Genomic DNA, 19,412 nt, shown 5'->3' with positions numbered 1-19,412 from the left:
GTAAAAATATGCTTTTAGCTTATGAACTATTTCCAGAGCTCTTCAGCAATTTCTTTGATAAAAGCAAGCTTCTGCCATTGCTGCTCTTCTGTCAGATGGTTGCCTTCTTCCGTGGAAGCGAATCCGCATTGCGGGCTCAGGCAAATCCGGTCCAGATCCACATATTGCTTCGCTTCTTCGATACGCTTCAGAATATCTTCCTTGCTTTCAAGCTCACCAAATTTGGAAGAGAACAAACCAAGCACGACCTGTTGGTTATCTTTCAGGAAACGAAGTGGCTTGAAATCGCCTGCCCGCTCGGTATCAAACTCCAGATAGTAGCCGGAGTAGTTATCAATGTTCAAGAGCGTTTGCGCAATCGGCTCATAACCTCCACCGACACCAGCATATGTTGATACGTAATTCCCACGGCATACATGTGTCGTTACCACGAGGTCCTCCGGCAAACCGGATATAACTTCCTCGTTCAACTTCGCAAGTTCGTTCGCATAATCGGCTACATTTACACCAATCTGCTCCATGAATGCCATGAACTGCTGATCGCACAATGCGCCCCACGTGCAATCGTCAATTTGAACGCTTCGGCAGCCCGCTTCATACAAGGCCAAGATCGCCTCTTTGTACGCTTTGGCAATATCCGAAAGAAGCTCTCCCCGGTTCGGGTAAATGGCTTGCGTACTTTCTTTATTTTCTGCCCGGTCTAATTCAAACAGGAACTGTGCAGCAGCAGGAATGGATTGACGCGCAACGACGTCATCGCCAGCAATACCTTTTAAGAATGCATAATGTGAAACGAACGGATGAGTGCTGAAACTTACTTTGCCCGTCAGACGTGCTGTTTCGGGTCTGGATTTGGCACCGTTAAACTCATAGCCTTGATCAATGATGGTCCGGTCAACACCGTCAAGTCCCCAGAAGAAGTCCAGATGCCACCAAGAGCGACGGAATTCCCCGTCCGTTACAGCTTGAAGGCCAACTTCTTTTTGTTTTTGCACGAGCTTCACAATTTCAGCGTTTTCTACTTCCTCTAGTTGCCCAGAAGTAATTTCACCGTTTTGGTATTTCGCTCTCGCCTCTTTCAACGCGCTTGGGCGCAAGAAACTGCCCACAATATCATATCGAAATGGAGTGACGGTCCGCTGTTTAGGTTCTGTTTGAATGCTCATCGTTTAATCTCCCCGTAAATTAATTATAAGATTAAATATAACATGTCCGATCGGATTTACTGTTCTATGAAAGAGCTATAGCAGGTTATAGTTATAAGCTATAGCTGAGTCCAACTTTCCTTTACCCGTGAGGTATCTCCCATCCAAAAGAAAATTTATTTACCTTATTGACTTAAACCATAGTTTAAGTCGTATGCTATTCCTGTCGACAGAGTTAACACCTATTTGGAGGTCTCCAACATGAAGTATTTTTCCATTAGCGAAGCTTCAGCCCAATTGAATATTCCAGATTCAACGTTACGTTTTTATGAGAAAAAAGGACTTCTGCCCATGATGGAGCGTGATGATGCTGGCAGGAGATTATTTTCAGAAGTTCAGATGGCCTTATTGGAAACCCTTGTTTGTTTAAAAAACACGCATATGCCCATTAGTCAAATAAAGCAATATATGGACTGGATCATCCAAGGGAACTGTACGCTTGAAGCAAGGCTTGAAATGATGCAAAATCACAAGCAGGCAGTGCTGGATGAAATTTCGTTGATGCAGGAATCCCTAAAGGGCATTGATTTTAAAATTACACGTTACACCCGTCAAATAGAGGAAAGAAACGAACAAAAAGATACCTAAGAGGAGAGATACTATAATGAAACTTTCAGGAAATACAGTACTCATCACCGGTGGAGGCTCTGGGATCGGATTAGCATTTGCAGAACGTTTCTTAAGAGCTGGAAATACTGTCATTGTTACTGGACGACGTGAAGCAGTACTTCAACATGCAAAAGAAACACACCCGGACCTTATTACGTATGTGAATGATCTGAATATTGAATCCGAGCGTGTAGCGTTGTTAGATTGGGTAACCGTAAACTATCCGGAAGTGAATGTGTTAGTTAACAATGCTGGTATCCAACAACGCTTTAATATGCTGACAGCGGATGCGAAGAGTGATTGGAGTTATTTCAGTAAAGAAATTACAACGAATATTGAAGCTCCCTTTCATCTATCCATGCTGTTCGCTCCTTATCTTGCAACCAAAGAAGAAGCCACAATTATTAACGTTACCTCTGGATTAGCCTTCACACCGTTTGCCATTGCTCCGATATATTCAGCAACCAAAGCCGCACTTCACTCCTTTACAATCAGCCTGAGACACCAGCTTTCGGATACGTCTGTAGAGGTCATTGAAGTTGCTCCTCCGGCAGTAAGTACAGATCTGGGTGGAGCAGGCCTGCATACGCATGGAGAGCCATTGGATGCCTTTGCAGATGGAATTTTCGAAGGATTACAAGAAGGTCATAAAGAAATTGGATACGGTACCTCTGTTGCCCGCCTACGCATGTCCCGAGATGAAGTCGACAAATATGCAGAAAGCATGTATCACGCAACGAAAAACCTTATTGAATAACTCACCTACGAGACATCGTGTGACTCATCCGTTTCTCTGTATATTAACAAAGAGACCATTCCAGCTACGGAACGGCCTCTTTAAATTCTATATAAAACTCATGTATCTACTAATCTTGAATACATATGGAGATCGTTAAATGTTCCTTCTAATGTGAAACGGAGCTTCTGTAAGAGCTTTATCGAATTCACATTTTCGGGATCAACCTTTGCTTCGACTCGGTTCAGTTTTAAAGATGAGAATGCATGATCTACCAAAGTAGAGACCGCCTCTGAAGCATATCCTCTTCCCCACGATGATTTAGCAATATCATATCCAATTTCTGCTTTTAAGTTGTCAAAATCCAAAGAATTATAACCGCAAGAACCTATAATCTCGTTGGACTCTTTTTTAATTATGGAGAAACGGATAGCCTTACGATCTTGAGAGAGATCATCCAGAAGTTTGATCATTTCTTTCGCTTGCTCTACGTCAGTAAAACAACTAACATTCATAAATTTAGTAACCTCGGGATCAGACCAAACGGCGAACAAGCTCGAAGAATCCGACACCTTCATTTTTCTCAATTGTAAACGTTCTGTGTGTAACTCTGTAATCAATACTTTTACCTCCATTAGGATTTAATAGTTAGGTTTAAGATATTGATATCTGCGCATAGTTCAGTCCCTTCATTTCCAGGCTATTTACATTATACCAAGAATTTTGACCGAATCAGAATCCACTCTATATATCTCAAGTCAGCGTAAGAATGATCTGTTCTCCGGAACGGGTAATCTTGTAGATCCCCTCCTGCATGTCAATGCCATAGTGCTTTTTCAGCAACCACTTTGCGTTACGATCCGTCTCCACGACGACCAGATAATCGTATCCACTCAGGAGATTGTCCATATTATCCTCATAGAACAACACGATCCCGTCCACATGTGGAGCATACAAGAAATACTTCCCGACATACTGCATGTAATAATTCGTGACCTGCTGGTCCCTATCCGAGGCGTAGAACAGATATCTGTTGTTGTCCTCCTGCCCATCTTTATACCAGCGATCGCCGGTAACCGCATGGATTTTGTAAGGGAGCGTTGTATCGTAGGTTTTAGCAATCGAGACAATCCCGTTGTATTCCGATAAAAGGATGGTCGCCGCAATCGCCATACAGCCGATGATTCCTTTTTGATAGTGCCCCTTCGTCTCGACCGTCTTAAAGGCTTGATAATCAGGCACTTCACCAATCCGATAGTGGAATGAACGCTCCAGGTCGATTGCAGCACACAGCACCAGCCCGCCGGCGAACAGCACTACAATACTCGAGGCATAACGCTCAAAACCTGCCAGTACGATCGCCTCATCCATCGGCATGGAGAAGAGATACAGCGCCAGAATGCCTGCATAATACAGCAGCAATACAACATCCAGTGCAATCAGTGCTTTCCACAAATTCCACTTCTTCTTGAGCACCACATAGGCAAATATCGAAGCCGCAATCGCTACAATCTCGAAAATGACAATACCGATGACCGGCCGTGTCGTAATATCCGTACTCGATTTTAAGAATAGCCACAGAATCTCATGCATCTGCTCCGCCGTTTTGCCGGATTGAATCCCGGAAGTGGCCACATCGAATTTGTTATCGACGCCCTGAAATACCGTTGCCATCCGCCAGCTCCAGCCGAAGTATGGAATCAGTGAACCGCAGATGGTGCCAATAACAGCCAGCGCAGTTTTCCAACTGAACTTTTGTTTGTGCTTTAGCCATGTATACACCAGGAAGATCAGGCTGATGGCTGCGAAAATAATGCCTGTGCTTTTAATGACTGTCAGCACACCTGCAAGTGGGAGCATGATGATACATGCTCGCTTGATATCATGACGATATTGGTATATGACCGCCAGGATGGCGAGCGCATAGATAGGAAGCAAGAAATCCACAAGCAGGTTGGTAATCCGAATCGTTAGGTTGAAGAAAGAGAGTGTAGATAACCCGAGTCCAAGAAATGCATACAGCAGAAAACGTTTCTTCTCGGATACGATACCAAACATGGCGTAAAAACAGGAAAAGATGAGCAGACCTTGTGCCAGGAGCATCACGGACTGGGAATGTCCCATGAAGCGACAGACGTAATAAATAAATGATGAGGTCCCTAGCGGATAATTTTTAAAATCAATTAGGTTCGAATCCGGTGTCGGAAAAGTATCTGTGCTGAGCATCTGCTTCAAGACAATCGCCCAGTGGGAAAAATTATCGTAGTGCGTTAGTTCATTTTGGAAGAGTACCAGCAAGAAAATGAACGTCCCTGCCAGGAATGAAAACTGGAATAAGGAAAAAGAAATGCGAAAGGATGCTCCTCGGCGCATTCCGAGAAACACCATTCCTCCATACAATAGTAATCCGACGAGAAGAAGGACAAGGCTGCCAATGTAAAGTTGCCCTACCAAACCGCTAAGAAAGACAATACATGCTATGGAGGAAAACACAAATACAGGGATGAACTCCCAACGTATAGATAGTGCCTTTCGAACAAACTGCATGTAACCCATAAAGGAGAATATCAATAAAACTCCCATCACAAATTGAAGCAAATACAGCATATCTATCTCTCCTAACCCTCTCTGGTGAAACGCTCGGCATGTGGATGGGTCAAATCACTCAGCAATTGATCAATCAAACCGCGCTCCACGATATCATCAATATTCTCCACCGAGAGAAGCACTTCGCGACGATTGGCTGTTGTTTTCCCTGTATGCTGCAAGATGACTTCAATATTACTCTTCGTATAAAAAGTAACAATCGCTCCAGCCGCAATATCACCATGGAGACCCGTGGCGGAAAAGAAACGATAATTAAAGCTGCGCAGCGTACATTCAGCATGATTGGTGAAATGAACTGGAAGCTGAAGGGAAAGCCTCGGCATTTTTCGTTGATCCGATCTAGGTTGAACAATACGTTTTTTTACATTGCGAAGCATATCGTCGTAAGCCGTATCCCACAGGTTCATCTGCTCTGGCAATGAGTGTTTACGATCGTAGATGATTTGCATGTATTGACGGTTATCCGTCTCATCAATCGGCTGAACCGTAGCGGAATAACGCCAGCCTTCTCCATCCTGTTTCACATAAACGATGACCGCCTTAAGATTGGCCTCATACCGCTCGGATTTTACGACCAGAGAGATCGTCTTCTGTTCAGGTAAATAAATGGGATACGGGACATAAAAGGCAATACCTTGTTCAGATACATCTACTGTCTTGGCCTGATAGCGCACATTCGTGTCCTGGTCGTGGATCATGACATCCTCCTGCGCCCGAATCCGCTCTGTCTCCCGATATGCACGACGGCCGATCATGAAGAACAGGGCATAACACAGCGCAATCATATTATGAATGAGCCAGAAAATAATGATACTGCTGAAGAACAGCGCGATGCCATATTTACCGTTAACGTACCGAATCACAGCCGCAATCGAAAGCAAAAGCAGGAAGATATGCGGAAGTGCATATAACAGAGCAGACATCCATTTCCGACCGTTCGCTCTGCTTTTATTCGTAACCTTGAATTTTTTCTCGCGGATGCCCAGCGTTTCAAGTAGAACCGGCCATATCAGATAAGGCATAAATATCGTATCAATAACCTGACTCCAGCGCTGATTCCGAATATTGCTCGACAGATAACGCATCGATACACTGTAGAAGAAATAGGAAGGAAGCCAGAATATTAAGATTTGCCAGAAGGTTGTGTTTACAATCTTGAAATCGAATAGTGCAAACAAAATGGGTGCCAAAATGAAAATCAAACGGTTAAAGAAGGACCACCAGTATAAGAAACTGCTTAAATAGGTTACCCTCGTCCAAAAAGGAAGCTTCTCAGATATAGGAGCACGCGTATTCTGCAGGCTCTGAATAATACCCCTTGCCCAACGAATTCGCTGCTTGATCATGCTCGGAACAGTTGTTGTCGTCTGCCCGGCAGCTTGAACCTCTTGAGTCGCATAGGTAATATAGCCTTCCTGCTGTAAGCGGATGCTTGTCTCAAAGTCCTCGGTGATTGTATTCAGCGGAAAACCGCCGATGTCTTCCATACCTTGCCGGGAAATGATCGTATTACTTCCGGTATAGGCTACCGCATTGGAGGCATTACGCAGGATGTTCACTTCTCTGGAGAAGAAATCCTGTTCATTCGGAATTCCTTGCTCTGCATACAAGTTAAACTGGAACAGATCCGGATTATAGAAGCTTTGAGGGGTCTGTACCAACCCCAGCTTGAACTTTTTATCTATTTCATCCTCACGGCGAAGCCGCCATCTCCCGTTCTCTTCTATAAACGTGGAGAGCAGGAAATACGGGACTGTTTTCATCAAAAAGGTGTGTTGCGGGATCATATCTGCATCAAAGGTTGCAATGAGTGGAGAAGAGCTTTTGCTCAGGGCATTATTCAGGTTACCTGATTTGGCATGCTTGTTGCCGGGAAAACCTAGATATCCTACGCCAAACTGCTTCGCAAGCTCCTCCACCTCAGGTCGTGCTCCATCGTCACACAGATAGATGTGAACCTTCTGCTTGTCAGGGTAATCCATGAATGTACAAGCATTGACGGTTTTATACAAAAGATCAACCGGCTCGTTATGGGTGGCAATGAACACATCCACATGAGGATAAAAATCGGGAGGGACGATGGGAAAGTCGAGCTGCGTACGTTCCTTTTGCATCTTTTGAAAAAACAATTCAAAGGTGGTCAGTACGGTTACCGTCTCAGCCACAATTAAGAGCATGCCGAAGATGACGTTCAGAACGCCTTCGCCCCATGGCAGTGTAAAGAACATCCGCCATAGCAAATAAATCGACATCAAGATCATGGTGATGACAAAGAAAATATGTTGCCTTTTTTCGTTTTGCACTACAGCTGCTTCCTCCTTGCTGCAAATACCCATCTTCGCTGCAATTGAAAACTGAGCAGGAACAGCAAGGCATCACAGACAAATTTCGCGATTTTCTCATCCACGAAGAAAACCGTATGGAACAAATATACCCCCGTACTGGAAAGCACAATCACGAATCCGCACAACGTCAAATAGCGCCATAGACTGCCCTGACTATCCTCTTTACGGAATACAAAGTGCCTATTCAGTGCATAGTTGACGACAATAGAAATAATTCTCGCAATCACGGTTGCGAGCAGAATTCTTAGATAATCCTGCTGACCCAATATAGGCCGCAAAAAGTCGATCAAAAACCATGCAATTCCCAAATCAACGACAGAACTCGCAACGGAAGAGGAAATAAACCGCAGGAAGTTGGAGAACAGCACACCCATCACCCGAGCGCTGTCCTGAATCGCTTTAAAATGTGTCCCTGCATTTCCATTCTCATAGATGACTTGAATCGGCATGGTATGAATCGGGATACCGGACTGAATACACGAGATGAGCATCTGCAGCTCATATTCAAACCGGATACCGCGAACATCTTGCATGAAAGCAAGTAGTCCGGGGCCAAAAGCTCGCAGTCCGGTCTGGGTATCTGACAGCTTTTTACCGTAAAGCATAGCAAAAATAAAGGACGTCATCCGATTGCCCAGCAAAGATTTCGGCGGTATGCCTCCCTCGCTGAAGTTCCTTACCCCGAGAACCAATGCATCAGGATGCTGCCTGGCTTCTTTCGCAAGTCTGTATACATCCTCTGCTGCATGCTGCCCATCTGAATCCGCAGTGACGACGAACGAAGATGCATCGAACTGCTGTCCGATATACTTAAATCCGGTTTTAAGTGCAGCACCCTTTCCTAGATTTTCCGCATGCCGAAGCAAGACACACCCGTCCTCACTCAGCTCTTCGAAAATCGACTGATACGCCTCACCAGATCCGTCGTCTACAATGACAATATGGGTCAAGCCATATTCTCGCAATTGCCGTACATAGGCTAGAAGTCTCTCATCTGGCTCAAGCGATGGAATAAGGATGATCGTTTTGCCGTCTTCACTTTTATCTATAATCATCCTAGTTAAGCCTCAATTCGACATATTTTCACAAATTCTTTTTGAATACTGAGAGTATAACATCGAAAGAGTATACAGTAAACGAACAACTTGTATATATTTTGGTAAAAAAGTTGTATACACATTCGCATTAATGTATAGGCAAAAAATACTAGAAATAGGACTGTGGTATACACAACGAAAAACTCGCCATAATTATGGCGAGTGCATGTTCAGATATCATGTAACAATGCTATTCTATTCGAATTGCTTCGATATAAAGCTCGATGCTTACTTCATTTCCGACGACAATTCCACCCGTTTCCAGAGGAGAGTTGAAGCTCAAGCCAAATTCATTACGATCGATACTGGCAGTCGAATGAAATCCCACACGTTCCCGGCCTCGAGGGTCTTTATTAAACCCTTCAAAAACGGTATGAAAAGTGATAGGTTTTGTTATGCCATGCAGCGTTAAATTGCCTGCAAGTTCATATTGCCGTTCGCCAGTAAGAACGCAGTTGGTACTTTGAAACGTAATCGCTGGATACTTGGCAGTATGAAAGAATTCATCGCTCCTCAGGTGTTCATCTCGTTGCCACTGGCGAGTTGTGATACTATTTGTGTCGATGGAAGCCTGAATACCCATAGTTGTTACATCGTTGGGGTCAAAACTTAAAACCGCTTCGAACTGCTCGAATACACCTTTGATTTTATTAATCATTAAATGCGTCACCGAAAACTCAACAGAGCTGTGATCCGGATCCACTTCCCATTTGACATTGCTCATAAATAAATTCCACCTCTATAATCATATGATGAGAAAGGTCGCCCTATCTCCAAAGCACTGCGCTATTCGCATGCTCTTAATATACAAAAAGGCTACTGACAACGTGATGTCAGTAGCCTTTTAACGTTCTAGCATTTTCTCATAAATATAGACGAATGGCCGCTTATGCTGATCCCTAATTTGAATTAGAATTACCGTAGAAGTCTGGAAAAAGGCTGTGATTCCAATGTTAATCAAAAGAGATAAGTGGCTGCAGTATCGCATTCTCCGCAATGCATCCTCTCTCGCCGGACGGTTACCCGAAACACAGTTACTTAAAAAGGACACTTTAACGAAGATGCTGCTTCAATATCAAAGCATCGTACTGAAACCTCGTAACGGAAGTTATGGAAGGGATATCATTTTTATCAAACGTAACGGTGGGAAATCCTATCGTATTCAAAATGAAAATAATGTGGTCATCATGAGAGACACCGATAAGGTATTCCAATGGCTCCACAAAAGAAACAAAAGTGATGGATACATTGTCCAAAAACGTCTGTATCTCGCCCAAATTGGGCACAAGCCGTTCGACATTCGAATCATTGTTCAGCGCAAAAAAGGCTCTTCAGCCAATTGGAACGTTACCGGCTCCTACGCTAAAGTTGCGGCGCAGGGATATCTAGTCACGAATGTGACTAGCCGCACCATTCCAGTGCTGGAGGCTCTCAAATTAGCTCGAATCGAAGATCCGAGCTTGCTTGTCAAAGCGGAACACATTGCACTATCTTCTGCCAAACGACTGGGAGAGCATTACCCTACGCTTAGACAAGTCGGGTTCGATATAGGTATCGACAGGAAACATCGAATTTGGATCATCGAAGGTAATTATAAACCCGACCTACGGCCTTTCCGGCTTTTAAAAGATTCCTCAATGCATCGCAAAATATTATGGTACAAGAAACATTAAAGCAAAAAAGAGACGACCAGCCTTTTTCTACGGCCAGTCGTCTCTTTAGGTTAAATTTTGATGCTTATGATGATCATGATCGCTTCAGTTATTACTTGAGGCGTCTCGTGGCACTTGTAACACGTGTCACTTGGAATTTATTTACTCCTACCTGTATAATGGCAAACTGGCTGTAAGAGGTACCGGAAGAAGTATACGGCTCGGCTTCAATATTTCCACTTGGCGTTCTAACCGTTGCGGTGATTCTAGTTACCAAGCAGACTCCACGGCTGGAAGCTCTCCAAGTCTCGTCACGCAAAACACTATAGTTGTCGTCACTACAAAAGATGGATGCATATTCAACTTTTCCAGACGCATTAAACGAAGTAGAGTTATAGATCTGAACAGGGTCATAACCACCTCTTGGTCCTCCAGGTCTTCTATTTCCCATTATCAAAACCTCCTTATTATTGATAGTTTTATTAAATGCATTTCAAATGTTTTGGTAAGGTATAAATGTGGACAAGGAACAAAAAGTGCGTTTGTCCGGTGGCCTGAGGGGCCTTATAAGGTTGTCATCAAAACAAAAAGAACCACCTGTGTTGTTACACAGGTGGTTCGAGAATGATAGATTCTTTTTAAATTATGAAGCTTTTGCTGCAACAGCTTTTTGAATTAAAGCTTTTGCATCGTTAGTAGAAAGACCTTGTTTAGGTTGAAGCAGATTTTTCTCTGCTGCACTAAGAATACCTTTGTCAATCAGTTTTGCCATAGGTTTCACCGCATAGGTAGAAACGGTTTTGCCATCTTCAAAACCTGCAATAATCGTAGCCGCATTTTTGTCAGAAGCTTGATCTTTCACCAATTTAGCAAGAATGGTAGCTGCTTCTTCACGAGTGATATCACGATCAGGATTGAAGTTACCACCGTAGCCTTGAATGAATCCAGCATGAATCGCTTCAGCGATTGCATCTGCATATGAAGCGTTAGCAGCAACATCCTTGAATGCAGGTGCTGCAGCTACTTCGTTCAGTTTCAACAGGTCTACTAGAGCACTAACAAATTCAGCACGGGAAATAAATTCTGTTGTTGCAGGTGTTTCTGTTTCTTCTTTAGATGCAGCTAGATTCGTGATACGTCCTTCCGTTTTAGCCACAATGTCAGCGCCTTTATACGTATCTACAATGTACTGGTAGAATACATCCAGATCGATAGGACCAGCCAAGGATGATTTAGCATCTACTAGCACTTTATAGTTATCTCCACCTGCAGCCATAAAGTTGTTAACTACAGCCGTATATGTTTTTGCAGGATCAATAGGTGAGCCATCTTCAAGAGTGAGACCAGTAACACGTTCCGCCACTGGTTTATTGAAATCTGCAGTATATTTCAAGCCAGAGATCTGTAGAGTTTTGGTATTTGGTGTACCGTCAGCGTTGGTACCCCATTGTTGCTGCAACAACGTTTTAATTTGTTCTCCAGTCAACTCCAGTTTCACTAGAGTATTACCAAACGGTTGGATTTTAGCAAGATCAGCAAAGGTCACATCGCCTTTTGGCAGATCCGCACGAATACCACCTGGATTCATAAATGCAAAGTCAGCAGCACTTGCCTTATCCCCAAAGTCTGCTTCACGCATTGAATCTGCAATGAGGTTGCCCAGAGCGGCTTCGTTATTATAAGCATCTGTACGGGTAACAGAACCATCCGTTGTACCTACTGGCTTAGTCAGCTCAGGATGCTTGTCTAATGATTTTTTAATAATAGCTAAAGATTCAGGGTCTTCTTTTACACCCTCTTGGAAAGTCGATGTAACTGTAGCTGATTTTTCGGTTACATCCCCAGTTGCAGGGTCAATCATCAATTTAATATCTTCAAATGCCGTACCATAAGAATACGCTTGAACGATCAATTTTCCATTCACTTCACCGTTAGCTAAGGCATGATTGTCACCTGCAACGATAACGTCAACAGGGGAATCTGCTGGCAAAGCTTTTGCTAAATCAGCCGCTTCTCCAGTGGTTACGCCTTCTTTGGTTGTTGCTGGATCATGCGCCAAAACGATGATCGTTTCTACACCTTGATCTTGTAATTCTTTTGCATATTTATTAACGGCTTCAACTTCTTCTTCTGCGCTTAAGAAACGCACACCAGCTGTCCCAGATGGGGATACTTTGGCAGGTGTGGATTTCGTCACTAATCCGATGAATCCGATTTTGACTCCGCCTACTTCTTTAATAACATACGGCTTAATCAATGTTTTGCCAGTGGCAGTTTCAATGACGTTTGCATTGACGTAATCAAATTTTGCACCAGCATGAGTTACTTTTCCTTCTTTTGGATCAAGGCCACCAAAGATTTGTGCCTTCAAAGCAGCGACACCTTGGTCGAATTCATGATTGCCTAGAGAAGCTACATCAAAGCCCATCATATTCATCCATTCCATGGTAGGCTCGTCACGATCGAGAGATGAGACTGGAGCAGATGCACCCACAGAGTCTCCATTATGGAAGAGTAGGGAATGCTCATATTTTGCTTGAGCTTCTTTTAAGTAGGTTGCTAGAATTGGAGCCGTTCCTGCCTTTTTATCACTAACGATCGATGTGGTATCTAACTGACCGTGGAAGTCATTGATACCAATCAAGTGTACTTCTACATCTTTGCCTGCGGCAGAGACAGAACCTGCTGCGCCCAATAGTTGGGTGAGTAGTAGTGCAGCAGTTGCCACACGAATTGTGCTTTGGCCCAGAACTTTTTTCCAATACATGAATTAACAAAACCCCTCTCCAATTATAGATCCTGAAATATTTTACCATAGTTCAATTCATAAAAGTCGTAGAATATATCAAATGGATGTAAAAAATTTTAAAGATTGATAGAGAAGGAACCTACTTTTATATGTCACTACTTCGTAAGAACCGGATTAAACAAAATTTCGGACATAAGATTCGCCCAAACTCAACGATTACAGGTGTGCTATAATATGCTCTAACTGATGAATTAAGAGAATAGGTGTGTGAACCGATGGAAATAAAGCCGGGACATCTACCCAAAGAAAAAAAACCGCTATACCTTACCGTATACGATGAACTATTCAAAAAGATCATGAGTGGTGTGTTCCCCTCCAATAGTCAATTGCCTGCTGAACCTGAACTTGCCAAAATGTTCGACGTAAGCAGAATGACGTTGAGACAAGCATTAGCTCTATTGCAAGATGACGGTCTGGTGACGAGTATTCATGGTAAAGGGAACTTTGTTACCCGAACTCGAATGGTGCAGAGGAATGTTGGGCTGGAGAAAATCGGAAATCCTATTTATAAGTGCCATACAGAGGACATTGATCATGTCGACATCCAGTTCAGACTGGACCTTGAGAGTGACTACACGAAAGAGGTTCTGAAAAGAAAAGCCACAGCTGTAGTAGCCATTGAACGTTGGTATATGAGTAAAGGACAAGCGGTGGCTTACGGATTTACCTTTATGGCCATTGAGGCCGTAACAGAATTGAACCTGGATCTCCAGAATGAAGAACAATTGCTGGACATGCTTGAGAACAAGGTATATGAGCTGGCTAACTCTGCAACGGTAGAGGTCAGACATTCCACCGTGATGAATGCCTCATCTCAAAAATATAAACTGGATGCCGGCGAGGGGTGCGATTTGCTGCTGGAAAGTCTATATGTAAATGAACAGTACCCTATTGTATACAATAAATATTATATTCCTAAAGAATTTAGCCAGATTGTAATTAATGCTTCGAAACCATAGGACTTATTATCATTGCAGGGCAGTGACTTCTCCATATAGGAGAGGTCACTGCCCTTTTGCATACAAGATCGACTACCAGGAAAGAATGCGGGAATTTATTCCATAAAAAATTAGTTGATAGAGAATGCGATGTGTGGTACTTTATTCTCATACCAATTAGACAACTTTTTATACAACTATACCAATTCATAAAGAAGAGGAGATTTGAAATGAGCACATCCCCTAAAGAAACGCCGCATATTCAACCTGGAGGAGTAGAAATCGCAGAGACGATTCTATTGCCAGGCGATCCCTTAAGAGCAAAGTTTATTGCAGAGAACTATTTGGAAAATGTCGTCCAGTTCAATAATGTTCGCGGTATGCTGGGCTATACGGGAACTTTCAAGGATAGAAAAATATCAGTGATGGGTACTGGAATGGGAACACCAAGCATGAGTCTGTACTCATGGGAGCTGATTCATGTATTCGGTGTGAAGAATCTCATTCGTATTGGTTCCGCAGGGGCGATTCAAGATCATTTGAACCTGTATGACATTGTTTTCGCGATGGGTTCTGCAACCGATTCCAATTATGGACACCAGTACAACCTTCCGGGTCACTATTCGATTACGGCATCATTCGAACTTTTGGAAAAAGCCAAGAAAATAGCCGATGCGCAGGGGCAGAAGGTTCATGTAGGCAATGTGCTCTCCAGTGACATCTTCTATAATGCGGACCCAACGGCGCTGAAGAGATGGAGCGAGATGGGAATTCTATGCGCCGAGATGGAATCTGCTGGCCTGTATATGAACGCAGCACATGCGGGCGTTAACGCCCTGTGTATTTTGACGATCAGCGATCATATTTTCAGACATGAATCCACGACCTCGGAAGAGAGACAGACCGCTTTTACTAAAATGATGGAAATTGCACTGGAACTTGCTTGATCATCTGATTCCGGAAAGGAATGTGGCGAATGGCTACAATAAATGAACATACACCGCAAAATACCCCGCCCTTTCAAGCCAAAAGGGCAGTCCCTGTCATTCTGCTCTTTTTCGTCTTTGCCTTAATCATCGATAACTCATTCAAGTTGGTTTCAGTAGCAATAGGCGATGATCTGGGAATCTCGGCAACTATGGTTAGCTTGCAAGCTTCATTAGCGGGACTTGTGATTGGGATTGGCGCCGTCATCTATGCCTCTTTGGCCGACTCCATTAGTATCAGAAAGCTGTTGGTTGCAGGGATTATATTAATCTGCATAGGTTCGATTATTGGGTATATTTTTCAAGACTCTTATCTAATCATTGTTATTGCTCGTATGATCCAGACTGCAGGTCTGGCCGCAGCTGAAACTTTATATGTTATCTATGTAATGAAACACCTGCCCAAAGATGAACAGAAGAAGTTCCTGGGTCTCAGCACAAGCAGCTATTCACTTTCTCTTGTTATCGGTTCCATTACCGGGGGGTACGTGTCCACCTATTTAAGTTGGTCAACATTATTCTTAATTCCGCTGCTGTCCTTACTCCTAATTCCCTTCATTCTTAAATATTTGCCGAAGGAACGATCTCGGAAGAGCCATGTTGATCTCATCGGTCTGATTCTCATATCGGCCATTACTACTTCTGTGTTGATGTATTTAACGGATTTCAACTGGATCTTTATTATGAGTTTCGTAGCCACTGCAGCACTTTTTCTTGGCTATATCAGTAAAAGTAAGAAGGCGTTCATTGGGATTTCCTTTTTTCAAAATAAACGGTTTGCATCCGTACTTGCCATAGCCTTTGTGATTTATTCCGTTCAACTGGGCTACATCTTTATTTTCCCATTCCTGCTTCAAAAGTTGTATGATCTTCAGCTCGATACGATCTCACTGCTGCTGATACCAGGCTATGTAACGGCGATAATAGTCGGTTCGCTGTCTGGGAAAATAGCAAAAGTATTGACCAATAAGCAAGCCGTTTCCATTGCTATGGGCATAATCGTATTCAGCTTGGCTTTACCCGGCCTTATTGGAGGCTCGATTCCTGTATATGTTCTCTCCATGCTGCTGTTCTCGGGGTCATTCGCATTCATGTACGCGCCTTTGCTTGAATCCTGTGTACGCTCCATCCCTGCAGAAAAGTCAGGAACAGCCATTGGATTCTACAACTTGGTGTTAAATGTATCCGCTTCCATAGGCATCACCTATACCGCATCTCTTATGGATGTAGTATCTTTTGGAACGGTATTATGGATCCTTTCAATCATTACCTTGTTCGCACTAGTGATGTACGGATTGCTTGTGGGCCGACTCACTGAGTCGAAGTAATTAAAGGTATCCATAGATTAAAACGCTCAAAATCACCATAAACACTCTCAGCCTTCCTGAAACAAAGTAAATTTTATTGCCGCATAGATACAGGATTGGTACAATATAATGAAATATTAGGGCACTGCTTCACTAGCATTGCTAGAGACAACCCCGCTACTTGTAGCCGGGTTGTTTTTTGTTTTTTTATTAAAATGACAAGGTGGAGATTCCAATGATGATCATGAAGGAAACAAGAGCGATCCTAACCAAAGAAGACCTCATTCACAAGTTCAAAAGCTGCGGACTCATGGAGGGACAAACCATCATGGTTCATACTTCGTTAAGCAAGCTCGGTTTTGTTGTAGGCGGAGCAGAGACGTTCATTCGATCCCTTCTTGAAATCATTGGAGAAAAAGGAACTCTGATCATGCCATCCCAAACATGGAAAAATCTCGACCCTTCCACAGGTGTGCATTGGGAGGAGCCCGTAGAGTGGTGGCCTACCATTAGAGAACACTGGCCCGCTTATGATAAGGAGGTTACCCCCGCAATCGGTATGGGTGTCGTAGCCGAGATGTTTCGCAAGTGGCCGGGAGCTCATAGGTCACACCATCCTGCGCGTTCCATAGCAGCGGTGGGCAATCATGCGTCATATATAACGGAAAATCATGATTTAAGCAACATTTTTGGAGATGGCTCCCCGTTGGATAAGCTGTACCAGTTAAACGGCCATGTGCTTTTGGTTGGCGTCGGCTACGAAAAAAACACGTCGCTGCATTTGGCGGAAACAAGGGCAAATTTCCCTGGCAAGAAGTACTCCGAGGAAAGTAGCGCCATGATGATTAACGGCAAGCGCGAATGGGTCACTTACAAGACCCAAGCCGTAAACGACGAAGATTTTATTGAATTAGGGCAGCACTACGATACCGAAAAAAACGTGAAGATTCATAAAGTTGGAGACGCTGATGTCCGGTTCTTGGAACAAAGACCGTTGATCGACTGGGCAACAGCATGGATGGAGCGCACTAGGGTGCATCTATAGCAGAGAAAAAGACTGTCGTGGAGGGCGCGGTATCATGATGAACAAACTCGAAGGCAATAATCGGCATATCCGGATGAATATCATAAACTTTGCTGCAAGGGAGCCTTTCAGTTTTGTTCGGTGAGAGACTGGGGGCTTCCCCCGTCTACCCGACCTCGGCTTTAATGAAGTAGTTTAGCCAGGTTCGTGCTATAATGGTGTTTACCTGATTAACATTCATCATTCTGCCGAGAAGGCGATGATTAAGGAGATTGAACTTTGACGAACAACCATGATATTGGATCAGTTAACGAACTACCGGAAAACTTTGAAGAGCTCAAACGAGCGGCTAATCGGTCGGCAAGCTGGAGAGACAGACTGAATGCGGTGAACGAATTGGGAAACTGGGATACAGTCCCTACCATACAGTTGCTACATTATGTTTTGAAAAATGATCAAGTGTTTCAAGTGCGCGAAGCCGCATATCTCAAGCTCAAGCAGTTGGATGAAGATGTACAAATGCCTGCTAAAAACAAAGGCGATCTGTTTAAAGGTCTTAACAAAATTTTGCTACGGATTAAAAAAAGCCTTCCTGAAGGTCACACATTTGAGGAATTTAAGGAAAAACTGCAAAAGACACGTGTGGATATTTATGATACTTACGAGGGCGACAAAGATGCTGAGTTCGATTCCTGGCTCCATGGAATTTGGGAGACACTAGGTAGAAGATAGCCGCCGTGCAGGCTACAATGTAGACTTTGGACAGTCTCCATCGGGCTGATTTAACATTCTAACTTTAACTCGACCCTTTGCTTTATCACGATCGCTATTATACCGTTCACCGTATAATAGCTGAGTACAAAGCCACTCCAGTAAAATGGAGTGGCTTCTTTATTTCTTATTATTTTGATTGTCACCAGATTTCATCTCACTCTTTAGCACCCATTATCCACCGTCTTAGCGCCAAATTCTTATTTTCTTCATGCTTCGTCAATAAGCCTAGCGTTCCCTACTTATTCGTTCAAGATCAAGCGTCAGGGTCACCTTCATCAGATATGGGTTAATTTTTTTCTCTAAAAAGTTGCTACTGTCAAACTTATCTGACAAAAAAACGCCCTGTCTACTGATGCTAAAGATCAGTAAACAAAGCGCAAAGTTAGAGCCTACATTCAATTTCACATGTACATTCCCTGTACGATGTCGAAGTTGTGTGCTATAAGATTTATTCTGTTATATAAGGAAGATCCATTGTCTTCGGAACGTTGAAGACATGCTTTTCTGTATAAGTGAGGATACCTTTCGCGCCGTATTCACGGCCAATACCAGTTTGCTTGAAGCCACTGAAAGGAAACCGAACAATCGAGACCCTGCACAGCAGCTGTATTGATCATTGTCGCTCCAGCTTACTTATGGTAGGGTTCAGCGTAACATCTTTACGGCAAATTCCATGGCTTTGATGTAAAAATTTAGAACCTTAAATAAAGGTCCTTACGGTTTCCCGTAAGGGCCCAAAACTAAAACTCATTCATCCGTTCCTTTACTACCGTTACGATACGTTCAACTTCATTTGCATCTAATTCGCCTTTTTCATCGTCCATCGTAATAAATAAGTTGTTTCCCAGCGTGTATCCATTATGTTCATACCAAGCCTTTTTCCATTCCCATCCCTTCCTATAACTCTCACGATTCATCATCCCCAAGTGTTCCCATATGAGAAGATCACCGGCTACTGTTTCAATTGAGAAATCTGGCCTCAGAATCCGAGAACGATTACCCAATACATCAATGCCCTCTAGCTCTCTCTCGTACTGATAATCTATCTTCTGATTATACAACTTCGTTGCAATGACAAGTTCCGATTTACTTCTAACCAAGTGTCCCTTCTCGGTCAAGTGCAATAAATGCTCAGAATAAGGGATCTTTTCTCGACTTGCTCTAACAACCGCAGTGTCAAAAAGATTCGTATTCCGATTTAAACTCGCTGAATGCTCTGGCTTCGTGTATTCAAACAAAGTTGAAGCGTCTTCACCTTCTATAAGAAGCACTGTCTTTTGTTTCGATCTAGTCAATGCCGTGTAGAGTAATTCCCGTGAAAGA

The 19,412-nt window shown here is 43.3% G+C and carries 17 protein-coding genes and 1 pseudogene; 8 read left to right on the top strand and 10 right to left on the bottom strand.

The annotated features are described in order from the left end of the window. Positions 1-26: 26 nt before the first annotated feature. Positions 27-1,166: a 5-methyltetrahydropteroyltriglutamate--homocysteine S-methyltransferase gene (locus CRO25_RS26285; protein WP_079697017.1), complete on the bottom strand. Its 1,140-nt coding sequence runs from the start codon at positions 1,164-1,166 to the stop codon at positions 27-29. A 240-nt stretch (positions 1,167-1,406) separates the two neighbouring features. Here CRO25_RS26285 and CRO25_RS26280 point away from each other — a divergent pair, with 240 nt between their 5' ends. Beyond that, complete coding sequence (locus CRO25_RS26280) at positions 1,407-1,793, top strand: MerR family transcriptional regulator (RefSeq protein ID WP_072733908.1); 387 nt, start codon at positions 1,407-1,409, stop codon at positions 1,791-1,793. Between the two features lie 16 nt (positions 1,794-1,809). Further along, positions 1,810-2,571 carry an SDR family oxidoreductase gene (locus CRO25_RS26275; RefSeq protein WP_079697016.1) on the top strand — a complete coding sequence of 254 codons (762 nt, stop codon included), beginning with the start codon at positions 1,810-1,812 and terminating at the stop codon, positions 2,569-2,571. Positions 2,572-2,669: 98 nt separating this feature from the next. Here the strand turns inward: CRO25_RS26275 and CRO25_RS26270 are convergent, their stop codons facing one another. From CRO25_RS26270 to CRO25_RS26250, 5 genes are all read right to left on the bottom strand, one after another. Beyond that, positions 2,670-3,170 (bottom strand): GNAT family N-acetyltransferase, encoded by a 501-nt coding sequence (locus tag CRO25_RS26270; protein WP_079697015.1) that lies wholly within the window; start codon positions 3,168-3,170, stop codon positions 2,670-2,672. Positions 3,171-3,303: 133 nt separating this feature from the next. Beyond that, positions 3,304-4,923 (bottom strand): hypothetical protein, encoded by a 1,620-nt coding sequence (locus tag CRO25_RS26265; protein WP_179800953.1) that lies wholly within the window; start codon positions 4,921-4,923, stop codon positions 3,304-3,306. 245 nt (positions 4,924-5,168) lie between these two features. Continuing rightward, entirely contained in the window at positions 5,169-7,460 is a 2,292-nt protein-coding gene (locus tag CRO25_RS26260; protein WP_179132273.1) for a glycosyltransferase family 2 protein, read from the bottom strand. Further along, the gene (locus CRO25_RS26255) at positions 7,460-8,557 is read right to left on the bottom strand and encodes a bifunctional glycosyltransferase family 2/GtrA family protein (RefSeq protein WP_063565781.1); all 1,098 of its coding nucleotides are present in this window, start codon (positions 8,555-8,557) and stop codon (positions 7,460-7,462) included. The genes CRO25_RS26260 and CRO25_RS26255 overlap by 1 nt, the downstream gene beginning before the upstream one ends. Before the next feature lie 232 nt (positions 8,558-8,789). Next, positions 8,790-9,323, bottom strand: coding sequence for a YceI family protein (locus tag CRO25_RS26250; protein WP_079697012.1), 534 nt, complete (start codon positions 9,321-9,323; stop codon positions 8,790-8,792). Between the two features lie 226 nt (positions 9,324-9,549). On the opposite strand from CRO25_RS26250, the gene CRO25_RS26245 reads away from it, so the two are divergent. Next, a complete protein-coding gene (locus CRO25_RS26245) occupies positions 9,550-10,272 on the top strand; it encodes a YheC/YheD family protein (protein WP_079697011.1) in 723 nt (240 codons plus the stop codon). A 91-nt stretch (positions 10,273-10,363) separates the two neighbouring features. Here CRO25_RS26245 and CRO25_RS26240 read toward each other — a convergent pair whose 3' ends face one another. Further along, on the bottom strand, positions 10,364-10,702 hold the full coding sequence (locus tag CRO25_RS26240; RefSeq protein ID WP_063565778.1) for a hypothetical protein: 339 nt from the start codon (positions 10,700-10,702) through the stop codon (positions 10,364-10,366). Positions 10,703-10,894: 192 nt separating this feature from the next. Then, positions 10,895-13,018, bottom strand: a complete 2,124-nt coding sequence (locus CRO25_RS26235) for a 5'-nucleotidase C-terminal domain-containing protein (protein WP_079697010.1) — start codon at positions 13,016-13,018, stop codon at positions 10,895-10,897. A gap of 257 nt (positions 13,019-13,275) precedes the next feature. Between CRO25_RS26235 and CRO25_RS26230 the strand changes: the two genes are divergently transcribed. The 5 genes from CRO25_RS26230 to CRO25_RS26210 all read left to right on the top strand — a co-directional run bounded on the left by CRO25_RS26230 (position 13,276) and on the right by CRO25_RS26210 (position 18,047). Then, positions 13,276-14,019, top strand: coding sequence for a GntR family transcriptional regulator (locus CRO25_RS26230; protein ID WP_063565776.1), 744 nt, complete (start codon positions 13,276-13,278; stop codon positions 14,017-14,019). A gap of 209 nt (positions 14,020-14,228) precedes the next feature. Then, a complete protein-coding gene (gene deoD, locus CRO25_RS26225; protein WP_063565775.1) occupies positions 14,229-14,945 on the top strand; it encodes a purine-nucleoside phosphorylase in 717 nt (238 codons plus the stop codon). 29 nt (positions 14,946-14,974) lie between these two features. Continuing rightward, positions 14,975-16,312: an MFS transporter gene (locus tag CRO25_RS26220; protein WP_079697009.1), complete on the top strand. Its 1,338-nt coding sequence runs from the start codon at positions 14,975-14,977 to the stop codon at positions 16,310-16,312. Positions 16,313-16,526: 214 nt separating this feature from the next. Continuing rightward, positions 16,527-17,336, top strand: a complete 810-nt coding sequence (locus tag CRO25_RS26215) for an aminoglycoside N(3)-acetyltransferase (protein ID WP_072733917.1) — start codon at positions 16,527-16,529, stop codon at positions 17,334-17,336. Positions 17,337-17,594: 258 nt separating this feature from the next. Further along, positions 17,595-18,047 carry an esterase gene (locus CRO25_RS26210; RefSeq protein WP_079697008.1) on the top strand — a complete coding sequence of 151 codons (453 nt, stop codon included), beginning with the start codon at positions 17,595-17,597 and terminating at the stop codon, positions 18,045-18,047. 490 nt (positions 18,048-18,537) lie between these two features. Here the strand turns inward: CRO25_RS26210 and CRO25_RS34025 are convergent. Both CRO25_RS34025 and CRO25_RS26200 read right to left on the bottom strand, forming a co-directional pair. Next, positions 18,538-18,718, bottom strand: a pseudogene (locus CRO25_RS34025) (aldehyde dehydrogenase family protein); the annotation flags it as partial. A gap of 111 nt (positions 18,719-18,829) precedes the next feature. Beyond that, positions 18,830-19,384 carry a hypothetical protein gene (locus CRO25_RS26200; protein ID WP_143806603.1) on the bottom strand — a complete coding sequence of 185 codons (555 nt, stop codon included), beginning with the start codon at positions 19,382-19,384 and terminating at the stop codon, positions 18,830-18,832. Positions 19,385-19,412: the final 28 nt, after the last annotated feature.

The sequence above is a fragment of the Paenibacillus sp. RU5M genome, from assembly GCF_900221055.1.
GTDB classification, from domain to species: domain Bacteria; phylum Bacillota; class Bacilli; order Paenibacillales; family Paenibacillaceae; genus Paenibacillus; species Paenibacillus marchantiae.
The sequence above is the reverse complement of the archived record's forward strand: the minus strand, read 5'-3'. Positions and strand labels throughout refer to the sequence as shown.

What these genes read in the sequence shown, in the direction of transcription:
- CRO25_RS26285 (WP_079697017.1), bottom strand. Translation starts at nt 1,166, where the DNA reads ATGAGCATTCAAACAGAACCTAAACAGCGGACCGTCACTCCATTTCGA.
- CRO25_RS26280 (WP_072733908.1), top strand. Translation starts at nt 1,407, where the DNA reads ATGAAGTATTTTTCCATTAGCGAAGCTTCAGCCCAATTGAATATTCCA.
- CRO25_RS26275 (WP_079697016.1), top strand. Translation starts at nt 1,810, where the DNA reads ATGAAACTTTCAGGAAATACAGTACTCATCACCGGTGGAGGCTCTGGG.
- CRO25_RS26265 (WP_179800953.1), bottom strand. Translation starts at nt 4,923, where the DNA reads ATGCGCCGAGGAGCATCCTTTCGCATTTCTTTTTCCTTATTCCAGTTT.
- CRO25_RS26255 (WP_063565781.1), bottom strand. Translation starts at nt 8,557, where the DNA reads ATGATTATAGATAAAAGTGAAGACGGCAAAACGATCATCCTTATTCCA.
- CRO25_RS26250 (WP_079697012.1), bottom strand. Translation starts at nt 9,323, where the DNA reads ATGAGCAATGTCAAATGGGAAGTGGATCCGGATCACAGCTCTGTTGAG.
- CRO25_RS26245 (WP_079697011.1), top strand. Translation starts at nt 9,550, where the DNA reads ATGTTAATCAAAAGAGATAAGTGGCTGCAGTATCGCATTCTCCGCAAT.
- CRO25_RS26240 (WP_063565778.1), bottom strand. Translation starts at nt 10,702, where the DNA reads ATGGGAAATAGAAGACCTGGAGGACCAAGAGGTGGTTATGACCCTGTT.
- CRO25_RS26235 (WP_079697010.1), bottom strand. Translation starts at nt 13,018, where the DNA reads ATGTATTGGAAAAAAGTTCTGGGCCAAAGCACAATTCGTGTGGCAACT.
- CRO25_RS26230 (WP_063565776.1), top strand. Translation starts at nt 13,276, where the DNA reads ATGGAAATAAAGCCGGGACATCTACCCAAAGAAAAAAAACCGCTATAC.
- deoD (WP_063565775.1), top strand. Translation starts at nt 14,229, where the DNA reads ATGAGCACATCCCCTAAAGAAACGCCGCATATTCAACCTGGAGGAGTA.
- CRO25_RS26220 (WP_079697009.1), top strand. Translation starts at nt 14,975, where the DNA reads ATGGCTACAATAAATGAACATACACCGCAAAATACCCCGCCCTTTCAA.
- CRO25_RS26215 (WP_072733917.1), top strand. Translation starts at nt 16,527, where the DNA reads ATGATGATCATGAAGGAAACAAGAGCGATCCTAACCAAAGAAGACCTC.